The sequence below is a fragment of the Streptomyces sp. NPDC029836 genome, from assembly GCF_055574495.1.
This window is the reverse complement of sequence record NZ_JBVHZI010000002.1, coordinates 1,098,081-1,117,359: the sequence shown is the minus strand read 5'-3', so window position 1 is coordinate 1,117,359 and position 19,279 is coordinate 1,098,081. Positions and strand designations below refer to the sequence as shown.

Below are 19,279 nucleotides of genomic sequence, written 5' to 3'. Positions count from 1 at the left end.
CCGATCTTGGCCGAATCCCTCCCGGTCGGCCCGGTCGACGCCATAGCGTCGGCAACGATTCCTGACGGACATCCCGCCTCCTGGCGGCGCCTCGTCATTCCTTCCTTCACCACCTACGTCACGCAATGGCGCGCGACAGGAGCCAGAGGACATGCAGACCAAGCTGGACGAAGCAAAGGCCGAGCTGCTCGCGCGGGCGGCACGGGTAGCTGAGAACAGCCCGGCCGGGGGGCTACTTCCGACTGGGTCCGAGCGGGGGGAGCGCACCGACCGGGGAACCACGCTGTCCTACCTCCAGCGCTACTTCCTGCACACCGCACCCGAGGACCTGCTGGACCGGGACCCCGTCGACGTGTTCGGGGCAGCGCTCTCGCACTACCGGCTGGGCGAGAAGCGACCGCAGGGCACCGCGAACGTACGCGTGCACACCCCCACGGTCGAGGAGAACGGCTGGACCTCCAGCCACTCGGTCGTCGAGGTCGTCACCGACGACATGCCGTTCCTGGTCGACTCCGTCACCAACGAGCTGTCCCGCCAGGGCCGCGGCATCCACGTCGTGATCCACCCGCAGGTCGTCGTGCGCCGTGACGTCACCGGCAAGCTCATCGAGATCCTCGGCCCCGACTGTGACGCCCACGGCCCCCGCACCGCGCGCCCCCACGACTCCCTCGTGGAGTCCTGGATCCACGTCGAGATCGACCGCGAGACCGACAAGGCCGACCTCAAGCAGATCACCGTCGATCTGCTGCGCGTCCTGTCCGACGTCCGCGAGTCCGTCGAGGACTGGGAGAAGATGCGCGACGCCGCGCTGCGCATCGCCGAGGAGCTGCCCGCCGAGCCGACCGCCCCGGACCTGCGCGAGTACGAGCTCGAAGAGGCCCGCGAGCTGCTGCGCTGGCTCGCCGACGACCACTTCACCTTCCTCGGCTACCGCGAGTACAACCTGGTCGACGGCGACGCCCTGTCCGCCGTCCCCGGCACCGGCCTCGGCATCCTGCGCTCCGACCCGCACCACAGCGGCAAGGACGACGGCCACCCGGTCTCGCCGTCCTTCAACCGGCTGCCCGCCGACGCCCGCGCCAAGGCCCGCGAACACCGCCTGCTGGTGCTGACCAAGGCCAACAGCCGCTCCACCGTGCACCGCCCCTCGTACCTCGACTACGTCGGCGTCAAGAAGTTCGACGCCGACGGCAACGTCGTCGGCGAGCGGCGCTTCCTCGGCCTGTTCTCCTCCGCCGCGTACACCGAGTCGGTGCGCCGCGTCCCGGTGATCCGCCGCAAGGTCGCCGAGGTGCTGGACGGCGCCGGGTTCTCGCCCAGCAGCCACGACGGCCGCGACCTGCTCCAGATCCTGGAGACCTACCCGCGCGACGAGCTGTTCCAGACCCCCGTCGACCAGCTCCAGTCGATCGCCACCTCCGTCCTGTACCTCCAGGAACGCCGCCGACTGCGGCTGTACCTGCGCCAGGACGAGTACGGCCGCTACTACTCCGCGCTGGTCTACCTGCCGCGCGACCGCTACACCACCGGCGTGCGGCTGCGCCTGATCGACATCCTGAAGGAGGAGCTCGACGGCATCAGCGTCGACTTCACCGCCTGGAACACCGAGTCGATCCTGTCCCGCATCCACTTCGTCGTCCGCGTCCCGCAGGGCAAGGAACTGCCCGTCCTGACCGACGGCGACGTGGAGCGCATCGAGGCGCGGCTCGTCGAGGCCGCCCGGTCCTGGGCCGACGGCTTCGGCGAGGCCCTCGTCGCGGAGCTGGGCGAGGAGCGCGCCGGCGAGCTGCTGCGCAAGTACGGCACCTCCTTCCCCGAGGGCTACAAGGCCGACCACTCGCCGCGCGCGGCCGTCGCCGACCTGTGCCACCTGGAGCGGCTCTCCGCCAGCGACCGCGAGTTCGCGCTCTCGCTGTACGAGCCCGTCGGCGCGGGCCCCGGCGAGCGCCGCTTCAAGATCTACCGGACCGGCGACCAGGTCTCGCTGTCCGCCGTCCTGCCCGTCCTGCAGCGCCTGGGCGTCGAGGTCACCGACGAGCGGCCGTACGAGCTGCGCCGCACCGACCGGGTCAGCGACTGGATCTACGACTTCGGCCTGCGGATGCCGCTGTCGAGCGGCAACGACGACTCCTACCTCGGCGACGACGCCCGCGAACGCTTCCAGGACGCCTTCGCGGCGGTCTGGCAGGGCGAGGCTGAGAATGACAACTTCAACTCCCTCGTGCTGGGTGCCGGGCTCACCTGGCGCCAGGCCGTGGTGCTGCGCGCGTACGCCAAGTACCTGCGCCAGGCCGGTTCCACCTTCAGCCAGGACTACATGGAGGACACCCTCCGCAACAACGTCCACACCACCCGGCTGCTGGTCTCCCTCTTCGAGGCGCGGATGTCGCCGGTCCGCCAGGCCGCCGGCAGCGAACTCGTCGACGCCATGCTGGAGGAGCTCGACGGGGCCCTGGACCAGGTCGCCTCGCTCGACGAGGACCGCATCCTGCGCGCCTTCCTCACCCTGATCAAGGCGACCCTGCGCACGAACTTCTTCCAGCTCACCAGCAGCGGCGAGCAGCACTCCTACGTGTCGGTGAAGTTCGACCCGCAGGCCATCCCGGACCTGCCGGCCCCGCGCCCCGCCTACGAGATCTGGGTGTACTCCCCGCGCGTCGAGGGCGTCCACCTGCGCTTCGGCAAGGTCGCCCGCGGCGGGCTGCGTTGGTCCGACCGCCGCGAGGACTTCCGTACGGAGATCCTCGGCCTGGTCAAGGCGCAGATGGTGAAGAACACCGTCATCGTGCCGGTCGGCGCCAAGGGCGGCTTCGTCGCGAAGAACCTGCCCGACCCGTCGGTGGACCGCGACGCCTGGCTCGCCGAGGGCATCGCCGCGTACAAGATCTTCATCTCGGCGCTGCTCGACATCACCGACAACATGGTCGCGGGCGAGGTCGTCCCGCCCACCGGCGTGGTCCGTCACGACGAGGACGACACCTACCTCGTCGTCGCCGCCGACAAGGGCACCGCCACCTTCTCCGACATCGCCAACGGGGTCGCCGAGGCCTACGGCTTCTGGCTGGGCGACGCCTTCGCCTCCGGCGGTTCGGCCGGCTACGACCACAAGGGCATGGGCATCACCGCCCGTGGCGCCTGGGAGTCCGTCAAGCGGCACTTCCGCGAGCTCGGGCACGACACCCAGACCCAGGACTTCACCGTCGTCGGCGTCGGCGACATGTCCGGCGACGTCTTCGGCAACGGCATGCTGCTCTCGGAGCACATCCGCCTCGTCGCGGCCTTCGACCACCGGCACATCTTCATCGACCCGAACCCGGACGCGGCCACTTCCTACGCCGAGCGCCGGCGCCTGTTCGACCTGCCGCGCTCCTCGTGGGCCGACTACGACACCTCGCTGCTGTCGGCGGGCGGCGGCGTCCACCCGCGCAGCGCCAAGGCCATCCCGCTCAACGCGCAGGTCCGCGAGGCCCTGGGCATCGAGGCGGGCGTCACCAAGATGACCCCGGCCGAGCTGATGCAGGCCATCCTGCGGTCCCCGGTGGACCTGCTGTGGAACGGCGGCATCGGCACCTACGTCAAGTCCACGGCCGAGACGCACGCCGACGTCGGTGACAAGGCCAACGACGCCATCCGCGTCAACGGCTCCGACGTCCGCGCCCGGGTCATCGGCGAGGGCGGCAACCTGGGTCTGACCCAGCTCGGCCGGATCGAGTTCGCCCGCACCGGAGCCGGTGGCGAGGGCGGAAAGATCAACACCGACGCCATCGACAACAGCGCGGGCGTGGACACCTCCGACCACGAGGTGAACATCAAGATCCTGCTCAACGCGGTCGTCACCGACGGCGACCTGACCGTCAAGCAGCGCAACGCGCTCCTCGCCGAGATGACCGACGAGGTCGGCCACCTGGTGCTGCGCAACAACTACGCGCAGAACGTGGCCCTGGCCAACGGCGCCGCGCAGGCCCCGAGCCTGCTGCACGCCCAGCAGCGCTTCATGCGCCGCCTGGAGCGCGACGGGCTGCTCAACCGGGCGCTGGAGTTCCTGCCCACCGACCGGCAGATCCGCGAGCTGCTGAGCAACGGCAAGGGCCTGACCCAGCCGGAGCTGGCCGTCCTGTTCGCCTACACCAAGATCACGGTGGCGGACGAACTCATCGCCACCGGGCTGCCGGACGACCCGTACCTGCGCCGGCTGCTGCACGCCTACTTCCCGGGCGCGCTGCGGGCGAAGTTCCCCGAGCAGATCGAGGGCCACGCCCTGCGCCGGGAGATCATCACGACGCTGCTGGTCAACGACACCGTCAACACCGGTGGTTCGACGTTCCTGCACCGGCTGCGCGAGGAGACCGGGGCCTCCCTGGAGGAGATCGTGCGGGCGCAGCTCGCGGCCCGCGAGATCTTCGGCCTGGCCGACGTGTGGAACGACGTCGAGGCGCTGGACAACGAGGTCGAGGCCAGTGTCCAGACCCGGGTGCGGCTGCACTCGCGGCGGCTGGTCGAGCGCGGTACGCGCTGGCTGCTGAACAACCGGCCGCAGCCGCTCCAGATCACCGAGACCATCGAGGCCTTCGGCCGTCGGGTCTCCGAGGTCTGGTCGGAGCTGCCCAAGTTGGTGCGCGGCGCCGACCTGGACTGGTACCGGTCGATCATGGACGAGCTGACCGGCGAGGGCGTGCCGGAGGAACTCGCGGCCAAGGTCGCCGGGTTCTCCTCGGCCTTCCCGACGCTGGACATCGTCGCCATCGCGGACCGCACGGGCGTGGACCCGCTGGACGTCGCCGAGGTCTACTACGACCTCGCCGACCGGCTGAACATCACCCAGCTGATGGACCGGATCATCGAGCTGCCGCGGGCCGACCGCTGGCAGTCGATGGCGCGGGCCTCCATCCGCGAGGACCTGTTCGCCGCGCACGCCGCGCTGACCGCCGACGTCCTGGCGGTGGGCAACGGCACCTCGACCCCCGAGGAGCGGTTCAAGGCGTGGGAGGACAAGAACGCCGCGATCATCGGGCGGGCCCGCTCCACGCTGGAGGAGATCCAGGGGTCGGACGACTTCGACCTGGCGAACCTGTCGGTGGCGATGCGGACGATGCGCAGCCTGCTGCGCACGCACGGCTGACACCATCCCGAACGGGGAAGGCCCCGGTTCCCGGACCACGTCCGGGAACCGGGGCCTTCCCCGTGGTGGGTGCGGCGCCCGCTCAGCCGCGGGTGAACGCCTCGTAGGCGTCGCAGACCTCGGCTGAGGGGCCGTCCATGCGCAGGACGCCCGATTCCAGCCAGATCGCCCGGTCGCAGGTCTCGCGGACCGTGCCGATGCCGTGGCTGACGAGGAAGACGGTGCCGGCGCGCTCGCGGAGTTCCTCGATGCGGGCCTGGCTGCGGCGCTGGAAGGCGGCGTCGCCGGTGGCGAGGGCCTCGTCGATCATCAGGACGTCGTGGTCCTTGGCGGCGGCGATGGAGAAGCGCAGCCGGGCGCCCATGCCGGAGGAGTAGGTGCGCATGGGCAGTGAGATGAAGTCGCCCTTCTCGTTGATGCCGGAGAAGTCGACGATGTCCGGGTAGCGCTCGCGGACCTGTTCCCGGGACATGCCCATCGCGAGGCCGCCCAGGACCACGTTGCGTTCGCCGGTCAGGTCGTTCATCAGGGCGGCGTTCACCCCGAGGAGCGAGGGCCGGCCGTGCGAGTAGACGGTGCCCGAGGCCACCGGCTGGAGTCCGGCGATGGCCTTGAGGAGGGTGGACTTGCCGGAGCCGTTGGAGCCGATGAGGCCGATGGCCTCGCCCTTGTACGCGGTGAAGCTGACGCCCTTGACGGCGTGCACCTCGCGGACGCCGGGGGCCGGTCGGCGGGAGAAGACGCGGCTGAGGGCGGCGGTGGCGCCGCCCTTGCGGGCGCCGGATCCGTGGACCTGGTAGACGACGTGTACCTCGTCGGCGATCACGGTCGGGACGCGGGTGTCGGGGACCGGCGCGGCGGTCCGTGCGGACGCGGATACGGAAACGGGTGCGGTGCGGGTCGACGTGTCAGCCACGGCCGTACTCCTCCTCTGCCTTCCAGAAGTAGACGAACCCGCCGACGCCGGCGAGCAGGGCCCAGCCGATGGCGATCGGCCAGACGTGGTGGGGCAGGGAACCGGTCCCGAAGCTGTCGATCAGGGAGAAGCGCATCAGGTCGATGTAGACGGCCGCCGGGTTGAGTTTCAGGGCCAACAGCACCCAGTGCGGCAGGTCGTCGGCGCGCAGGAAGCTGTCGATCGACCACATGACGCCCGAGGAGTACATCCAGGTCCGCAGCACGAACGGCATCAGCTGGCTGACGTCGGGGTTCTTGCTGCCGATGCGGGCCATGACCATGGCGCAGCCGGCGCAGAAGACCGCCATCAGGAAGAGCGTCGGGACGGCGAGGAACCAGGAGAAGGACGGGGTCTGGCCGAAGGCCAGGAGCAGGACGACCAGCGCGCCCATCGTGACGAGCAGCTGTTGGAAGAGCTGGACGACGGAGGACAGCGGCAGGCTGGCGCGCGGGAAGTGCAGGGCGCGCACCAGGCCCAGGTTGCCGTGGATGGCGCGGGTGCCGGTATTGATGGAACTGCCGATGAAGTCCCACACGAAGACGCCGGTGATCAGGAACGGCACGTAGTCGGGCACGTCGTGGTCGGCCCGCATCACGAGGCCGAAGATGAAGTAGTAGACGGCCGCGTTGAGCAGCGGGGTCACCAGGTGCCAGACCTGCCCGAGCTTGGCCGTGCTGTACGTGGCGTGCATGCGGGCGGTGGCGTACGCCGTCACGAAGTGGCGCCTGTCCCAGAGCTGCGCGACGTACTGGGGGAGCGTGGGGCGGGCGCCGCTGACGGTCAGGCCGTGGGCCGCGGCCAGCTCGGCCGGGGTGGGCGGTGGCGCGTGCTCCGCCGGGGCGGTCGCGGTGGTCACGGTGGTCGCGGTCACAGGGGTCGCTTTCGACGGGGGCTTGGCACCGGATGGCGAAGGGACGGGTCCGTATCGTCGCTACGTGGACACTAGGCCCGTCCACGACGGAACGCAACCGTATCGTCGTGACGGACGGGGGTCGGTGTGCGCGGCTATGCTCGCCGCATGACTTCCGAGCCCGCAGCCAGCCCTGCCCGCCGAGCCCCCGCCGGGGCCGCCGTCCTGCGCGAGGACGTCACCGAGGCGATCCGGGCGGCCGTGGTCGAGGAGCTGGCGGCGGTGGGCTTCGCGCGGATGTCGATCGAGGGAATCGCCCGCCGTGCCGGGGTCGGCAAGACCGCCGTCTACCGCCGCTGGAAGTCGAAGCTGCACCTGGTCCTGGACCTCGTCGGCGCCTTCGCCGTCGACGGCCTGCCGGTGCCGGCCACCGGCTCGCTCCGGGGGGACGTACGGGCCCTGCTGGAGGTGATGTCACACGTGCTGCGCCACCCCGTGGCCTCGGCGGTCATCCCCGACCTGCTGGTCGAGGCCGCGCGCAACCCCGAGATCGCGGACGCGGTGCGCGGCGCGATCCTGGACGGTCAGCGCCGGCTCGCCGAGGGGATCGTGTCCCAGGCGGTCGCGCGCGGCGAACTGCCGGAGTCGACACGCCCCGACCGCGCCCTGGACCTGGCGATCGGCCCGCTGTACTGGCGGCAGGTGGTCGTACGGGAACCGGTGCCGGCCGGCTACCTGGACGAGCTGGCCCGCTCGGTGGTCGCCGGCCTGCGGGCCGGCTGACCCGTACCCGGCCCGCCCGGCGGAAGCCCGCCCGGCGGAAGCCGGCGGCCGGCGGGGGAGCGCTCAGAAGCCGAAGCCCGCGCCGAGGTTCGCCAACGTCGGCTCCGGCGCCGGGGCGGGCGCGGCGGGCGCCGGCCGGCGTTCCGCCGGCGGGACGGTGGTCGGCAGCGGGACGGCCTGCCCCAGGAAGACCCGGCGCACGACGCGTTCGGCCGCGTGGCCGTCGTCGTGGGCACAGAACCGCGAGCGGAACGAGGCCCGCAGCTGGGCCGAGCGGGAGCCCTGCCAGTGGCCGGTGGCGAAGATGTCCACCAGCTCGTCCTCGGTGCGGGCGATCGCCCCCGGCGGGCACGCCCGCAGGTCGAAGTAGGTGCCGCGGGCGGCCTCGTACGCCTCCCAGTCGTCGGCGTGGATCACGATCGGCCGGTCCAGGGTCGCGTAGTCGAACATCAGGGACGAGTAGTCGGTGACCAGCGCGTCCGAGGCGAGGCACAGCTCCTCCACCGAGGGGTGCGCCGAGACGTCGATCAGCCGCGGGTGCGGCTCCCACGGCGCGGTGGTGCCCGCGTACGTCAGGTGCGTACGGGCCAGCACGGTGAAGCGCGGGCCCAGATCGCGCAGCACCCGCTCGAAGTCCAGGTGGTCGGGGCGGCTGCGCCGGTAGTCCCGGTGCGTGGGGGCGTACAGGATCGCGGTGGAACCCGGCGCGATGCCCAGGCGCTCGCGCAGCTCCAGCACCTCGGCGCGGCCGGCCCGGTGGAAGACGTCGTTGCGCGGGTAGCCGTACTCCAGCGTGGTGTACGAGGACGGCAGCGCCCGCTCCCAGACCAGGGTGGAGTGACGGTTCGCGGAGAGCAGGTAGTCCCACTGGTCGGCGCCCCGCAGCAGCCCAGCGAAGTCCGTCGTCGGGGTCGCCGCCGGCCGGTCCCGGAGGTCCAGGCCGACCCGCTTGAGGGGGGTGCCGTGCTGGGTCTGCGTCAGGATCTGCCCGGGCCGCTTGACCAGCGCACGGTCGAAGTTGACGTTCGTGGTCAGGTAGGTGGCCCGGGCGAGGGCCGTCCAGTACGCGGCGGAACCGGGACGCAGCGCGGTCGTCGCCGCGGGCAGCGTCGCCGCGTGCTCCGGGTCGCAGATCCACGCCGTCCGCATCCGCGGCGCCAGTTCGCGCAGCTTCGCCTCGATCGCCGCCGGGTTGCAGGCGTAACCGCCGTGCCAGTACGCGGAGAAGACCGCCAGCTCCGGGCGCAGCGGCAGCCACCGCTGGATCCGGTAGTGCAGCCGCAGCAGCGTCTCGCGCAGGCCCCGGCCCAGCACCCGGGCCCCGCCGCCCGCGGTCAGGGCGGCCCGGCGCGCCAGCGACAGCGCCCGGTGGGTCCGCCGGGCTCCGAGCCGCATCAGGGCGTGCCGCAGCCGGTCCGTCCGGGTCGTCACCCCGCTGCGGCGCCACCGCCCCCCGGCCGGGCCGACCGGGGGCCGGTGGCCGCGCAGCAGGGTGGCGGCCCGGGCGAAGAACTCGGCGCGCCCCGCGCGCGGCAGGCGGCGCGGGTCGGCGTACAGGGCGCAGAAGTCCTCGGCCATCCGCCGGTACACGGTCGGTCGCCAACGCTCCAGCTCGGGTCGGGCGCCGAGGAAGCCGAAGACCCGCTCGTACTGGTCGAGGAGGTCGAGGTGGCGGCGGCTGGAGGTGGTGAGGATCGAGCCGGTGCGGCGCTCGCGGTGGTGGACGCACACCCGGTCCAGGACGGCCACGGACTCGGCGGCCAGCAGCGCCGGACAGGTCCAGGGGGTGTCCTCGTAGAAGCCGGGCGGGAAGGTGAGGCCCTCGCGCTCCACGTACGCGCGGCGGTACGCCTTGTTCCACACCACCATCGGCATGCCGAGCAGCTCCGGGCGGTCCGTCAGCCGGAAACTGGCCGGGCCCTGCTCGCTCAACCGGTCCCCGACCCGGTCGCGCACCACCTCGCCGGTCCACAGGACGCGCGCGTGGTCGTGGACGAGGACGTCGGGCGATCCGGTGGCCTTGAGCCGGTCGGTGACGGCCTGGAGGGCGCCCGGGGCGAGGGTGTCGTCACCGTCGAGGAAGATCAGGTAGTCGCCGCCGGCCCGGGCCAGACCCGCGTTGCGGGCCGGTCCCGGGCCCTGGTTGTGCTCCAGGCGCACGGCCGTGACGCGGGGGTCGCGGGCCGCGTACTCGTCGATGATCGCACCGCAGGCGTCCGGGGAGGCGTCGTCGACCGCGATCAGCTCCAGATCCGGGTACGACTGGGACAGGACCGAATCCAGACTCTCCTGGAGGTACGCCTGAACCTTGTACGCGGGCACGATGACGCTGAACCGGGGCACGGCACATCCAGGGGTCGGCGCGGGCATATGGCCCAGGAACCCCGGGTGTGGTGATCGGGTTACGCCGGCTGCGGCATTCGGATGACCTGGCGTCAACGTCCCACGTCAACGACGTGATCGCCAATGGATCACTTGACCGCTCCGGCCATCACCCCCGTCACGAACTGCCGTTGGAAGGCGAAGAACACGACGAGCGGGACCACCATCGACAGGAACGCGCCGGGGGCCAGGACGTCGATGTTGTTCCCGAACTGCCGTACCTGCTGCTGGAGCGCCACCGTCACCGGCGGGTTCGCCGAGTCGGCGAAGACCAGCGCGACCAGCATGTCGTTCCACACCCACAGGAACTGGAAGATGCCGAGCGAGGCGAGGGCCGGCCCGCCGAGCGGCAGCACCACCCGCGCGAACAGCCGCAGTTCGCCCGCCCCGTCGAGGCGCGCCGCCTCCAACAGCTCGCGCGGGATCTCCGCGAAGAAGTTCCGCAGCAGGAACACCGCGAAGGGCAGCCCGAACGCCGTGTGGAACAACACCACGCCCGCCGTCGTCTCGAACAGGCCGATGGCGCCGAAGAGTTCCGACACCGGGATCAGCGCGACCTGCACGGGGACCACCAACAGGCCGACGACGAGCAGGAACAGCCAGTCCCGCCCGGGGAACTCCATCCAGGCGAAGGCGTATCCGGCGAACGCGCCCAGCACCAGGACCAGCAGCGTGGCCGGGACGGCGATCGCCACCGTGTTCAGCAGCGAACCGGTGATCGTGTCGTTCTCCAGCAGCCGCCCGTAGTTCGACGCCGTCAGTCGTGACGGCGCGGTCAGCACCTGCCACCAGCCGCCCCGGTTCAGGTCGTCGGGAGCCAGGAACGAGGACAGCAGCAGCCCGAGCGCGGGCACCAGCCAGAACACGGCGACGACGACCAGGAACACCCGCACCGCCCCCGACGCCACCCGCGCGGCCACCGCCCGGCCGGCCGACGCGGTCCGTCCACCCGCGGCGCCGCTCATCGCGATCCCTCCTTGCGCAGCCGACGGATGTTCACCAGCATCACCGGCACCACCAGCACCAGCAGTAGGACGGCGATGGCGCTGCCCAATCCCGGATCGGCGTCCGTGCCGAACGAGGTCCGGTACAGCTGGAGCGCGAGCACGTTCGCATCGTCCTGGACCGCCCCCGGCGCGATCACGAAGACCAGGTCGAAGACCTTCATGACGTTGATGACGAGCGTCACCAGCACGACCACCAGGACCGGCCCCAGCAACGGCACCGTGATCCTGCGGAACACCTGCCACTCGCTCGCCCCGTCCACCCGCGCCGCCTCCAACAGCTCCCGCGGTACCGACGCCAACCCGGCCCCGATCAGCACCATCGCGAAACCGGCCCACATCCAGACGTACGCCCCGATCACCGCCGGGGTCACCAACGTCGGACCGAGCCACTGCACCCCCGCGTACGCCTCCCGGAAGTTCTCGGCGGGCAGCCGCAGCCGCGCCCCGTCCGCCTTCGCGGACATCAGGAACATGCCGTCGGCGCGGGTCGTCGCCGACTCCACCACCCTGCCGTCCTTGACCGCCTCGACGCGCATCCCGGCGAACGCCGACTCGGTGGGGTCCACGGCGTTCGTCGTCCCGCCGCCGCCCCGCGTGAAGTCCTGCCAGACCGTGCCGGTGACCTTCAGCGGATCCGAGCCGGCCGCCTTCGCCGTACGGGTTCCCTGCGGCAGGTCCTCCGGCGCCACCCCGACCAGCGGGAGCAGGACCGCCGCGCCGGCCCGTACCGGCTCGCGCGTCTCGAACGCGCCGCCGGCGACGGGCTCCAGCGGCGAGTCGCGGCCCGGGCGCGCCCGGGGGAAGGCCGAGGACTCCGCGAAGGTGTCGTGCACCCCCACCCAGACGGCGTTGGCGACGCCCTTGCCCGGGTCGTGGTCGTACACCAGCCGGAAGATGATCCCCGCCGCCAGCATGGAGATCGCCATCGGCATGAAGACGATCAACTTGAACGCCGTTCCCCAGCGCACCCGTTCGGTCAGCACCGCGAAGATCAGGCCGAGCGCGGTCGCCGTCGTCGGCGCCAGCACCACCCACACCGCGGTGTTCGTCAGGGCCGTACGGATCGTGTCGTCGCCCAGGATCTCCCGGTAGTTGGCTCCGCCGACGAACGCGCCGCCGGAGCGGTCGAAGAAGCTGCGGTACACCGAGTAGCCGATGGGGTGCACCACGAGGGCGCCCAGCAGGACGAGGGCCGGGAGCAGGAACGCCGCCGCGATCAGTCGCCGCCGTCGCTCCTCGGCCGACCTGCCCGGGACCGGTTTCCGCACGGTCGGCCCGGCCGGGGCCGGCGTACCCGGGGTCGGCTCCCGTGAAGTCGTGGCCGCCACCGGTCAGCCCCCGTACGCCTTGGCCGCTTCCGCCTCCAGTTTCGCCTGGGCCCCCGCCACGTCCGCCGGGTTCGCCAGGAAGTCCTGGAGCGCCTTCCACTCGCCCGAGCCGGGCGTACCGCCGAACGCCGCGGGAGCCTGGTCCGACATGTCGAAGCGGAAGTCGTCGCCCGCCGCGATCAGCGACTTCGCGATCCCGCGCTGGATGTCGTTCGGATAGGCGGCCGGGTCCACGGCCTTGTTCGGTGAGACGAAACCGCCCTCCCGGGCCTGGATCTCCGCCGCGTCCGGCGACGCCAGGAACGTCAACAGCGCCTGCGCGCCCTTCGACGGCTTCAACGCCACCGCCACGTCACCGCCCGACACCACCGGAGGCTTCGCGCCCACCGCCGGGAACGGGAACACCAGGGCGTCCTCACCCACCTTCGCCTCGGTCTGCGCGATGTTCACCGCCACGAAGTCGCCCTCGAAGACCATCGCCGCCGCCGGCCGGTCACCACCGGTGAACGTCTGCGTCACCGACTTCGGGAACTCCGTCGACAGCGCCCCGCTCTGGCCGCCCGCCAGGAAGTCCTTGCGCCCGAACAACTCGCCGAGCGTCGTCAGCGCCTGCTTGACGCTGTCGTCCGTCCACTTCAGCTCGTGCTTGGCCAACTGGTCGTACTTCTGCGGACCCGACTGGGAGAGGTAGACGTTCTCGAACCAGTCCGTCAGCGTCCAACCGTCCGCCCCCGCCACCGACACCGCCGGCGTACCGGACGCCGAGAGCGTGTCGGCCGCGGCCACGAGGTCCTTCCACGTCTTCGGGGGCGTCACCCCCGCCGCCTCGAAGACCTTCGCGTTGTACCAGATCAGCGACTTGTTGGCCGCCTTGTAGTACACGCCGTACTGGGTGCCGTCGACCGCGCCGAGGTCCTTCCAGCCCGCCGAGTAGTTCGCGTCGAGCTGGGCCTTCGCCTCCGGACCCACCGGCTGCGCCCACTTGTTCTGCACCGCCGCCCGCAACGCCCCCACCTGCGGGAGCAGCGCCACGTCCGGCGGGGCGCCGCCCGCCACCTTCGTACCGAGGAACGTGACGATCGGGTCCTGCGCCGGGACGAAGGTGACGCTCGCCCCGGTCCGCTTCTCGAACTCCTTGAGCACCTTGGTGAAGTTGGCCTGTTCCGGGCCCGTCCACACCGCCGCGACCTCCAGCTTCTCGCCGGGCAACTGCGGTAACTGCACGCGGTTGGCCGAGGGCCGCTCCCCCTGCGGGGGGCCGGACTCCGGATCCTTGCCGTCCCCGCAGCCGGCGAGGGTCAGCGCCCCCGCCGCGGCCAGGGCCGTCCACGCCCCGCTGTGCGCGAGGCCCCTCGTACGGCCCGTACTTCGCTGTGCTCGCTGGCGTCGCATGGTGGTGCCCCCGATGCCGTGTGGCCTTGATGGTGTGTCCCGTGCCACAAGGTCTACGCCGCCCCGCGCACCCCCGCAATACCGCCTCGCGGGGGCACCGGTGGAACGGGGGAGGACGTCAGGGGGCCGGCGGGAACAGCACGGGCACCGCCGACACCAGGTGGGAGGCCCGTTCGAGGGCGCTGGCCAGCAGGGCCAGGTCGGTCGGACCGTTGCCCAACTCGCGCACCGGCCGGCGGGCCGGCGGGTCGCCCATCCGGTCCCACTCCACCGGCACGACCGTCGGCCGCAGCGTCGCCGTCCGCGGGATCCGGCCCGTGACCCGACCGCCCTGGAACGGCACCCGGCGCCCGTCGGCGTACCGCAGCACCCCGCGCCCGGGACCCGGCTGGTCGGGGGAGTCCAACACGACGCGCAGCGCCGCCAGTCGGGCCGGCTCGGAGTCCGACGTACGCTCCGGGCGGGCCGTCGCCGCGATCAGGTGCACCCCGAGCCGGGTCCCCTCGCGGGCCACCGCCTCCAGCGCCCGCACCACCGAACCGGCCGCGGGCCGGCCCGTACTGCCCAGGGCGGGCGCCACCAACGCGTCGAAGTCGTCGACCAGCACCACCAGCCGGGGCAACGGACTGGGACCCGCCGCCGGATCGGTGCGCGGGGTCGAGGCGCGCAGCCGCAGGGTCCCGGTGCGCGACGGATCCAGGTCGCCGTGCTGCTCGCCGGGGGCGGGCCGGCGCGGGGAGACCATGTGGTCGGACAGCGTCCGGTGGGCGTGCCACTCCGCGAAGGGCATGCCGTCCAACAGCTCGTGGCGGCGCTTGAGTTCGGCGCCGAGGGCCTGCGCGAACTCCCGCATCCGCACGGGGTCGGACGCCACCAGGTGCGCCGAGACGTGCGGCAGCTCCGTACAGGGCAGGAGGCCGTCGCCGCGTTCCCCGCCGGCGCCGTCGAGGAGCAGGAGGGCGAGACGGTCGGGGCGGGCCGCCGCCGCCAGCGAGGCGGCCAGGGAGCGCAGCAGCTCCGTACGGCCGCTGCCGGCCGGCCCCTCGATGAGCAGGTGCGGGCCCTCGTGGGCCAGTTCCGCGCCGACCGGGCCGCGCTTGCCGGTGCCGAGGACGATCTCCGCGAGGCCGCCGACACCCTGCCCCTGCTCGGTCGCGGCGGCCCAACGCGCCATCAGGGAGGCCGGGGTGGCCCGGGCCAGCCCCAGTTCGTCCAGCAGCCGCGAGGCCGCGGGCAGGTTCGCGGCGGCGGGCCGGTACCCGTCGCCGGCGGCCGGCGCGTCCGCGCGCAGTGGGGCCAGCGCCCGGGCGAAGCGCTCCGCCCAGGCGGCGGAGACGCCGTCGGCGACGGCGGTACCGCCGGGCGCCACGGGTCTGCCGCCGCTGACCGCGAAGGTCCGTACGGCCGTGGCGACGTCCCCGCTGAGCAGGGCGGCCGTCGCGCAGTCGCGGAAGGCGGGGGTGGCCGCGCAGGCGCTCTCGTACGTGGTGAGCACCGGGGAGGCGGGCGTGGCCGCCGAGGCCTCCGCGAGGGCGACGACGTGGATCCCGGCGGCCGGACCGTGCGAGGCCAGCCGGCCGGTCAGGTCCCGCAGGGCGCCCGAGCCGGGATCGCCGTCGACGACGACGACCGTGCGCGGCCCCTCGTAGCCGCGGGCCGCCTCCCGCACGGCGGCCGGGTCCGCGCCGGCCCAGGGGGTGCCGAGCGGGCTGTCGTCCAGCCGCCGGGTCAGTTCCCCGGCCCGGGCCGCGGCCTGGTCGCGGTCGTACGCCAGCAGCAGCCGGCAGTCCTGTCCGTGCGCGGGCCGTACGTGGGGCAGCCAGCCCAACCAGCCCCAGTCCCGGAGGCGTTCCTGCACGGGCCGGGCCCGGTCGGCGGCGATCAGGACGATCTCCAGCTGCCCGGGCGGGTGCAGCGCGGCCAGCTGGGCGACGACCGAGCGGGCCACCCCGGTCAGTCGGGCCCGCGGGCCGGCGATGCCGAGCGAGCCGGTGGTGAGCAGCGGGACCCGGCTGCCGGCGCCGAGGCCGACCTCCAGGAGCCGGGGGTGCCCGGCCCCGCGCGACCAGAGCCGGTCGGTGGGCCCGAGGGCGGCCAGCAGCAGCGCGGCGGGCTCGTCGGGGTCGGGCGCCGCGGCGACGGGCGCCTCCGGTTCCACCACGGCCTCCGGCTCGACCTCCTCGCCCCGGACCCACTTGCGGGCCCAGGCCCCGATCCCGCGGCGCGGCCGGGCACCGCCGGTCGGGGACGCGTCGGGGCCCGCGCCGCCGTACGGATCGGCGTACGGGTCGGCGGCGCCGGCCGGGTCGCCGCCGTCGGGGTCGCCGGCCGCGTACGGGGCGGGCTCGCGCGGGGCGGCGCTCGTACCGGCGTCGGGGGTCGGGGGCGGGGTCGGTTCCGGCTCGCGCCCGTCGGTGGGGCGGGTCAGGGACAGGTGACCCTCCAGGTCCGGGACCACGGCGAGGGGGGCCGGGCCCCCGCGGGCCAGCCGCAGCGTGGACTCGCCGATCCGCAGCAGGGCTCCCGGGGCCAGCGCGACCGGCCGGGGTCCGACGGGCGTCCCGTCGAGCGTGGTGCCGTTCGTCGATCCGAGGTCGGCCACCGCGACCCGGCCGTCCGCCATCACGGTCACCGCGCAGTGCAGCCGTGACACGTCCGGGTCGTCGAGCGGTACGTCGGCGTCCGCCGAGCGCCCGATCCGGATCGCTCCGGGGTGCAGCAGGTGCACCCCGCCCGCGTCCGGGCCGGCCACCACGTGCAGCTGCGCGCCGCCGGGGCCCTCGTCGGGCAGCGCGTCGGCGTTCGGCAGCGGGGTGTGCAGGGCCAGCACCGCCCCGTCGACCAGCGGCGGCTCGCCCAGGACGGCCCGCTGCGGATCGAGGCGCTGCGAGCCGGCGTACAGCACCACGGTTCCACCGGTGTCGGGGCCGCCCGCGGTCGCGGCGAGCCCGGAGGCCACGGCGGCCAGCGGGGTACCGGCGGGCGCGGTGACGAGTACGTCACCACTGGCCGGCGCGCCGGCGGTCTGGTGGCCGCTGCGCGACCCAAGGACGGTCAGCCGGATCTGCATCGCCGTCAGCGGTCCCTTCTGCGCGGAGCGCAGTGCGCGGTGCGTGCGCCCGGCGGGGAACCGGTGGGACATGCCTGCCCGACCACCCCCACCCGGCGCGGACGCGTCGTCCGGTCAGGTACGCCGGAAGGGCAGGGCTCCCGTCCCGGCCGTTCCGTACGGGTGCATCCTCGCACCTGTCACGCACAACACGCCCGGCGCCCGGCAACAAATGATCTTGATCGGTCGGCGGGGGCGTCCGGACCGAACAAATCCGGACAGGCCGCCGGATGAAATCCGAGCGAAAACGCCCCCGGCATACCCGGTGAATCTCACTCTTCGTACATATGTGCGGCAACCAACCTCCGTCGCCCCGCGTCTTCCCCGAGGACACCCCCTAGAGTTGGGGGGCCGAAACCCATCCAGCGGAATCAGCCGAGGAACTCCGGTCCCAGCCGGGAACCGGAAGCCCCGAACACCGGAACAGACGACAGCAGGGGAGCGCGAGACGTGCGGCCAGTCGGCAGCAAGTACCTGCTCGAGGAGCCGCTCGGACGCGGCGCCACGGGCACTGTCTGGCGTGCCCGCCAGCGGGAGACCGCCGGTGCGGAGGCAGCCGTCGCCGGGCAGCCCGGCGAGACCGTGGCCATCAAGGTCCTCAAGGAGGAGCTGGCCCAGGACGCGGACATCGTCATGCGCTTCCTGCGCGAACGCTCCGTCCTGCTGCGCCTGACGCACCCCAACATCGTGCGCACCCGCGACCTCGTCGTCGAGGGGGACCTGCTGGCGCTGGTCATGGACCTGATCGACGGTCCCGACCTGCACAAGTACCTCCGCGCCAACGGCCCCTTCAGCCCGGTCGCCGCGAGCCTGCTGACCGCCCAGATCGCGGACGCGCTCGCCGCCAGCCACGCCGACGGCGTCGTCCACCGCGACCTCAAGCCGGCCAACGTGCTGCTCGACGAGAGCAACGGCCAGATGAAGCCGATGCTCACCGACTTCGGCATCGCGCGCCTGGCCGACTCCCCGGGCCTGACCCGCACCCACGAGTTCGTCGGCACCCCCGCCTACGTGGCCCCCGAATCCGCCGAGGGACGCCCGCAGACCTCCGCGGTCGACATCTACGGCGCCGGCATCCTCCTGTACGAGCTGGTCACCGGCCGGCCGCCGTTCGCGGGCGGCTCCGCGCTCGAAGTGCTCCACCGCCACCTCAGCGAGGAGCCGCAGCGACCCGCGACCCTGCCCGAACCCGTGTGGATCGTCATCGAGCGCTGCCTGCGCAAGGAACCCGACGAGCGCCCCAGCGCCCAGAGCCTGGCCCGCGGCCTGCGCGTGGTCGCCTCCGGCATCGGCGTGCACTCCTCGCCGGCCGAGGTCGAGGCCGCCCTCGGGGTCGGCGCCCTGCTCGCCCCCGACCCCTCGCCCGCCCCGGTCCCGGCGACGCCCGGGGTCATCGGCCCGGCGCACGCGCCGGCCGGCCCGCAGGACGCGTACGACCCCAACGCCATGACCAGCGTCATGCCGCCCATCGGCGGGGCCGACGCCACCACCGTGCTGCCCACCACCGGGGCGGCGCCCGCCGAGGCGACCTCCGTCATGCCGCCCGTGCAGCAGCCGGACGCCGCGCACCCGTGGCAGTCGCAGATGCGGGCCGTCCGCGACCGCAACGAGCAGACGCAGATGCACTACCTCGACCCGAGCCAGGACCCGCTGCGCCGCCGCCCGCAGCGCCAGGCCCCGCCGCCCCCGCAGCACCAGCCCCGCCCGCCGCAGCAGCCGCAGCAGCCTCCCCAGTACCGCCCGGCCCCGCCGCCGCAGCACTACCAGCAGCAGTCGCAGCCGCCGCAGCAGTACCAGCAGCCGCAGCACCGGGGGCCGCAGCAGCCGCAGCACCAGCCTCAGCAATACCAGCCGCAGCCGCCGCCCCAGCAGTACCAGCAGCCGCAGCAGCCCCAGTACCGGCAGCCGCCGCAGCAGCAGCCGCCGCAGTCCCCGCCGCCGCAGCAGCGGGCTCCGCGGCCCCCGCGCGAACCCCGCGAGCCGCGCCGGCGCAGCGCCAACCCGGTGCGGATCCCCGGCCTGGGCTGCCTCAAGGGCTGCCTCGTCATGATCCTGCTGTTCTTCGTGGCGGGCTGGCTGGTCTGGGAACTGACCCCGCTCCAGGAATGGGTCGGCACCGGCCGCGGCTGGTGGGACCAGGTGTGGACCTGGGGCTCCGACACCGTCGACTGGGTCACCTCCGTCGGCGGCGCCGGCGGGGACGGCTCCGCCACTCCCTGAGCGGGACCGGCCCTCCGTACGTTCCCTCCGGCGCTCGCCGGCCCGCTCCGGCGGCCCGGCGGAGCGCCGGAGCGGCCGTCCGTAGCGCCGAGTTCGTGGATTTGTCGACATCCGGGACGTGATTTCGCCCC

Annotated in this window: 10 protein-coding genes; 3 read left to right on the top strand and 7 right to left on the bottom strand. The window is 73.1% G+C overall.

Going from position 1 to position 19,279, the window contains the following annotated elements; translation table 11 throughout:
- The first annotated feature begins 151 nt into the window (after positions 1–151).
- Complete coding sequence (locus ACZ4XJ_RS10815; RefSeq protein ID WP_468495907.1) at positions 152–5,119, top strand: NAD-glutamate dehydrogenase; 4,968 nt, start codon at positions 152–154, stop codon at positions 5,117–5,119.
- A gap of 82 nt (positions 5,120–5,201) precedes the next feature.
- Here ACZ4XJ_RS10815 and ACZ4XJ_RS10810 read toward each other — a convergent pair whose 3' ends face one another.
- Positions 5,202–5,945: an ABC transporter ATP-binding protein gene (locus ACZ4XJ_RS10810; RefSeq protein ID WP_468495950.1), complete on the bottom strand. Its 744-nt coding sequence runs from the start codon at positions 5,943–5,945 to the stop codon at positions 5,202–5,204.
- 82 nt (positions 5,946–6,027) lie between these two features.
- Positions 6,028–6,948 (bottom strand): ABC transporter permease, encoded by a 921-nt coding sequence (locus tag ACZ4XJ_RS10805; protein ID WP_468495906.1) that lies wholly within the window; start codon positions 6,946–6,948, stop codon positions 6,028–6,030.
- Between the two features lie 147 nt (positions 6,949–7,095).
- On the opposite strand from ACZ4XJ_RS10805, the gene ACZ4XJ_RS10800 reads away from it, so the two are divergent.
- Entirely contained in the window at positions 7,096–7,710 is a 615-nt protein-coding gene (locus ACZ4XJ_RS10800; protein ID WP_468495905.1) for a TetR/AcrR family transcriptional regulator, read from the top strand.
- Between the two features lie 63 nt (positions 7,711–7,773).
- On the opposite strand, the gene ACZ4XJ_RS10795 is transcribed toward ACZ4XJ_RS10800, so the two are convergent.
- The 5 genes from ACZ4XJ_RS10795 to ACZ4XJ_RS10775 all read right to left on the bottom strand — a co-directional run bounded on the left by ACZ4XJ_RS10795 (position 7,774) and on the right by ACZ4XJ_RS10775 (position 16,889).
- Entirely contained in the window at positions 7,774–10,053 is a 2,280-nt protein-coding gene (locus ACZ4XJ_RS10795; RefSeq protein WP_468495904.1) for a bifunctional glycosyltransferase/CDP-glycerol:glycerophosphate glycerophosphotransferase, read from the bottom strand.
- Between the two features lie 128 nt (positions 10,054–10,181).
- On the bottom strand, positions 10,182–11,057 hold the full coding sequence (locus ACZ4XJ_RS10790) for a carbohydrate ABC transporter permease (protein WP_362881676.1): 876 nt from the start codon (positions 11,055–11,057) through the stop codon (positions 10,182–10,184).
- Positions 11,054–12,367 carry a carbohydrate ABC transporter permease gene (locus tag ACZ4XJ_RS10785; protein ID WP_362881674.1) on the bottom strand — a complete coding sequence of 438 codons (1,314 nt, stop codon included), beginning with the start codon at positions 12,365–12,367 and terminating at the stop codon, positions 11,054–11,056. The genes ACZ4XJ_RS10790 and ACZ4XJ_RS10785 overlap by 4 nt, the downstream gene beginning before the upstream one ends.
- 63 nt (positions 12,368–12,430) lie before the next feature.
- Positions 12,431–13,819: an ABC transporter substrate-binding protein gene (locus ACZ4XJ_RS10780; protein WP_362881672.1), complete on the bottom strand. Its 1,389-nt coding sequence runs from the start codon at positions 13,817–13,819 to the stop codon at positions 12,431–12,433.
- A gap of 118 nt (positions 13,820–13,937) precedes the next feature.
- Positions 13,938–16,889: an FtsK/SpoIIIE domain-containing protein gene (locus tag ACZ4XJ_RS10775; protein WP_362881713.1), complete on the bottom strand. Its 2,952-nt coding sequence runs from the start codon at positions 16,887–16,889 to the stop codon at positions 13,938–13,940.
- A 489-nt stretch (positions 16,890–17,378) separates the two neighbouring features.
- Here ACZ4XJ_RS10775 and ACZ4XJ_RS10770 point away from each other — a divergent pair, with 489 nt between their 5' ends.
- Entirely contained in the window at positions 17,379–19,148 is a 1,770-nt protein-coding gene (locus tag ACZ4XJ_RS10770; RefSeq protein ID WP_468495903.1) for a protein kinase domain-containing protein, read from the top strand.
- Positions 19,149–19,279 lie beyond the last annotated feature (131 nt).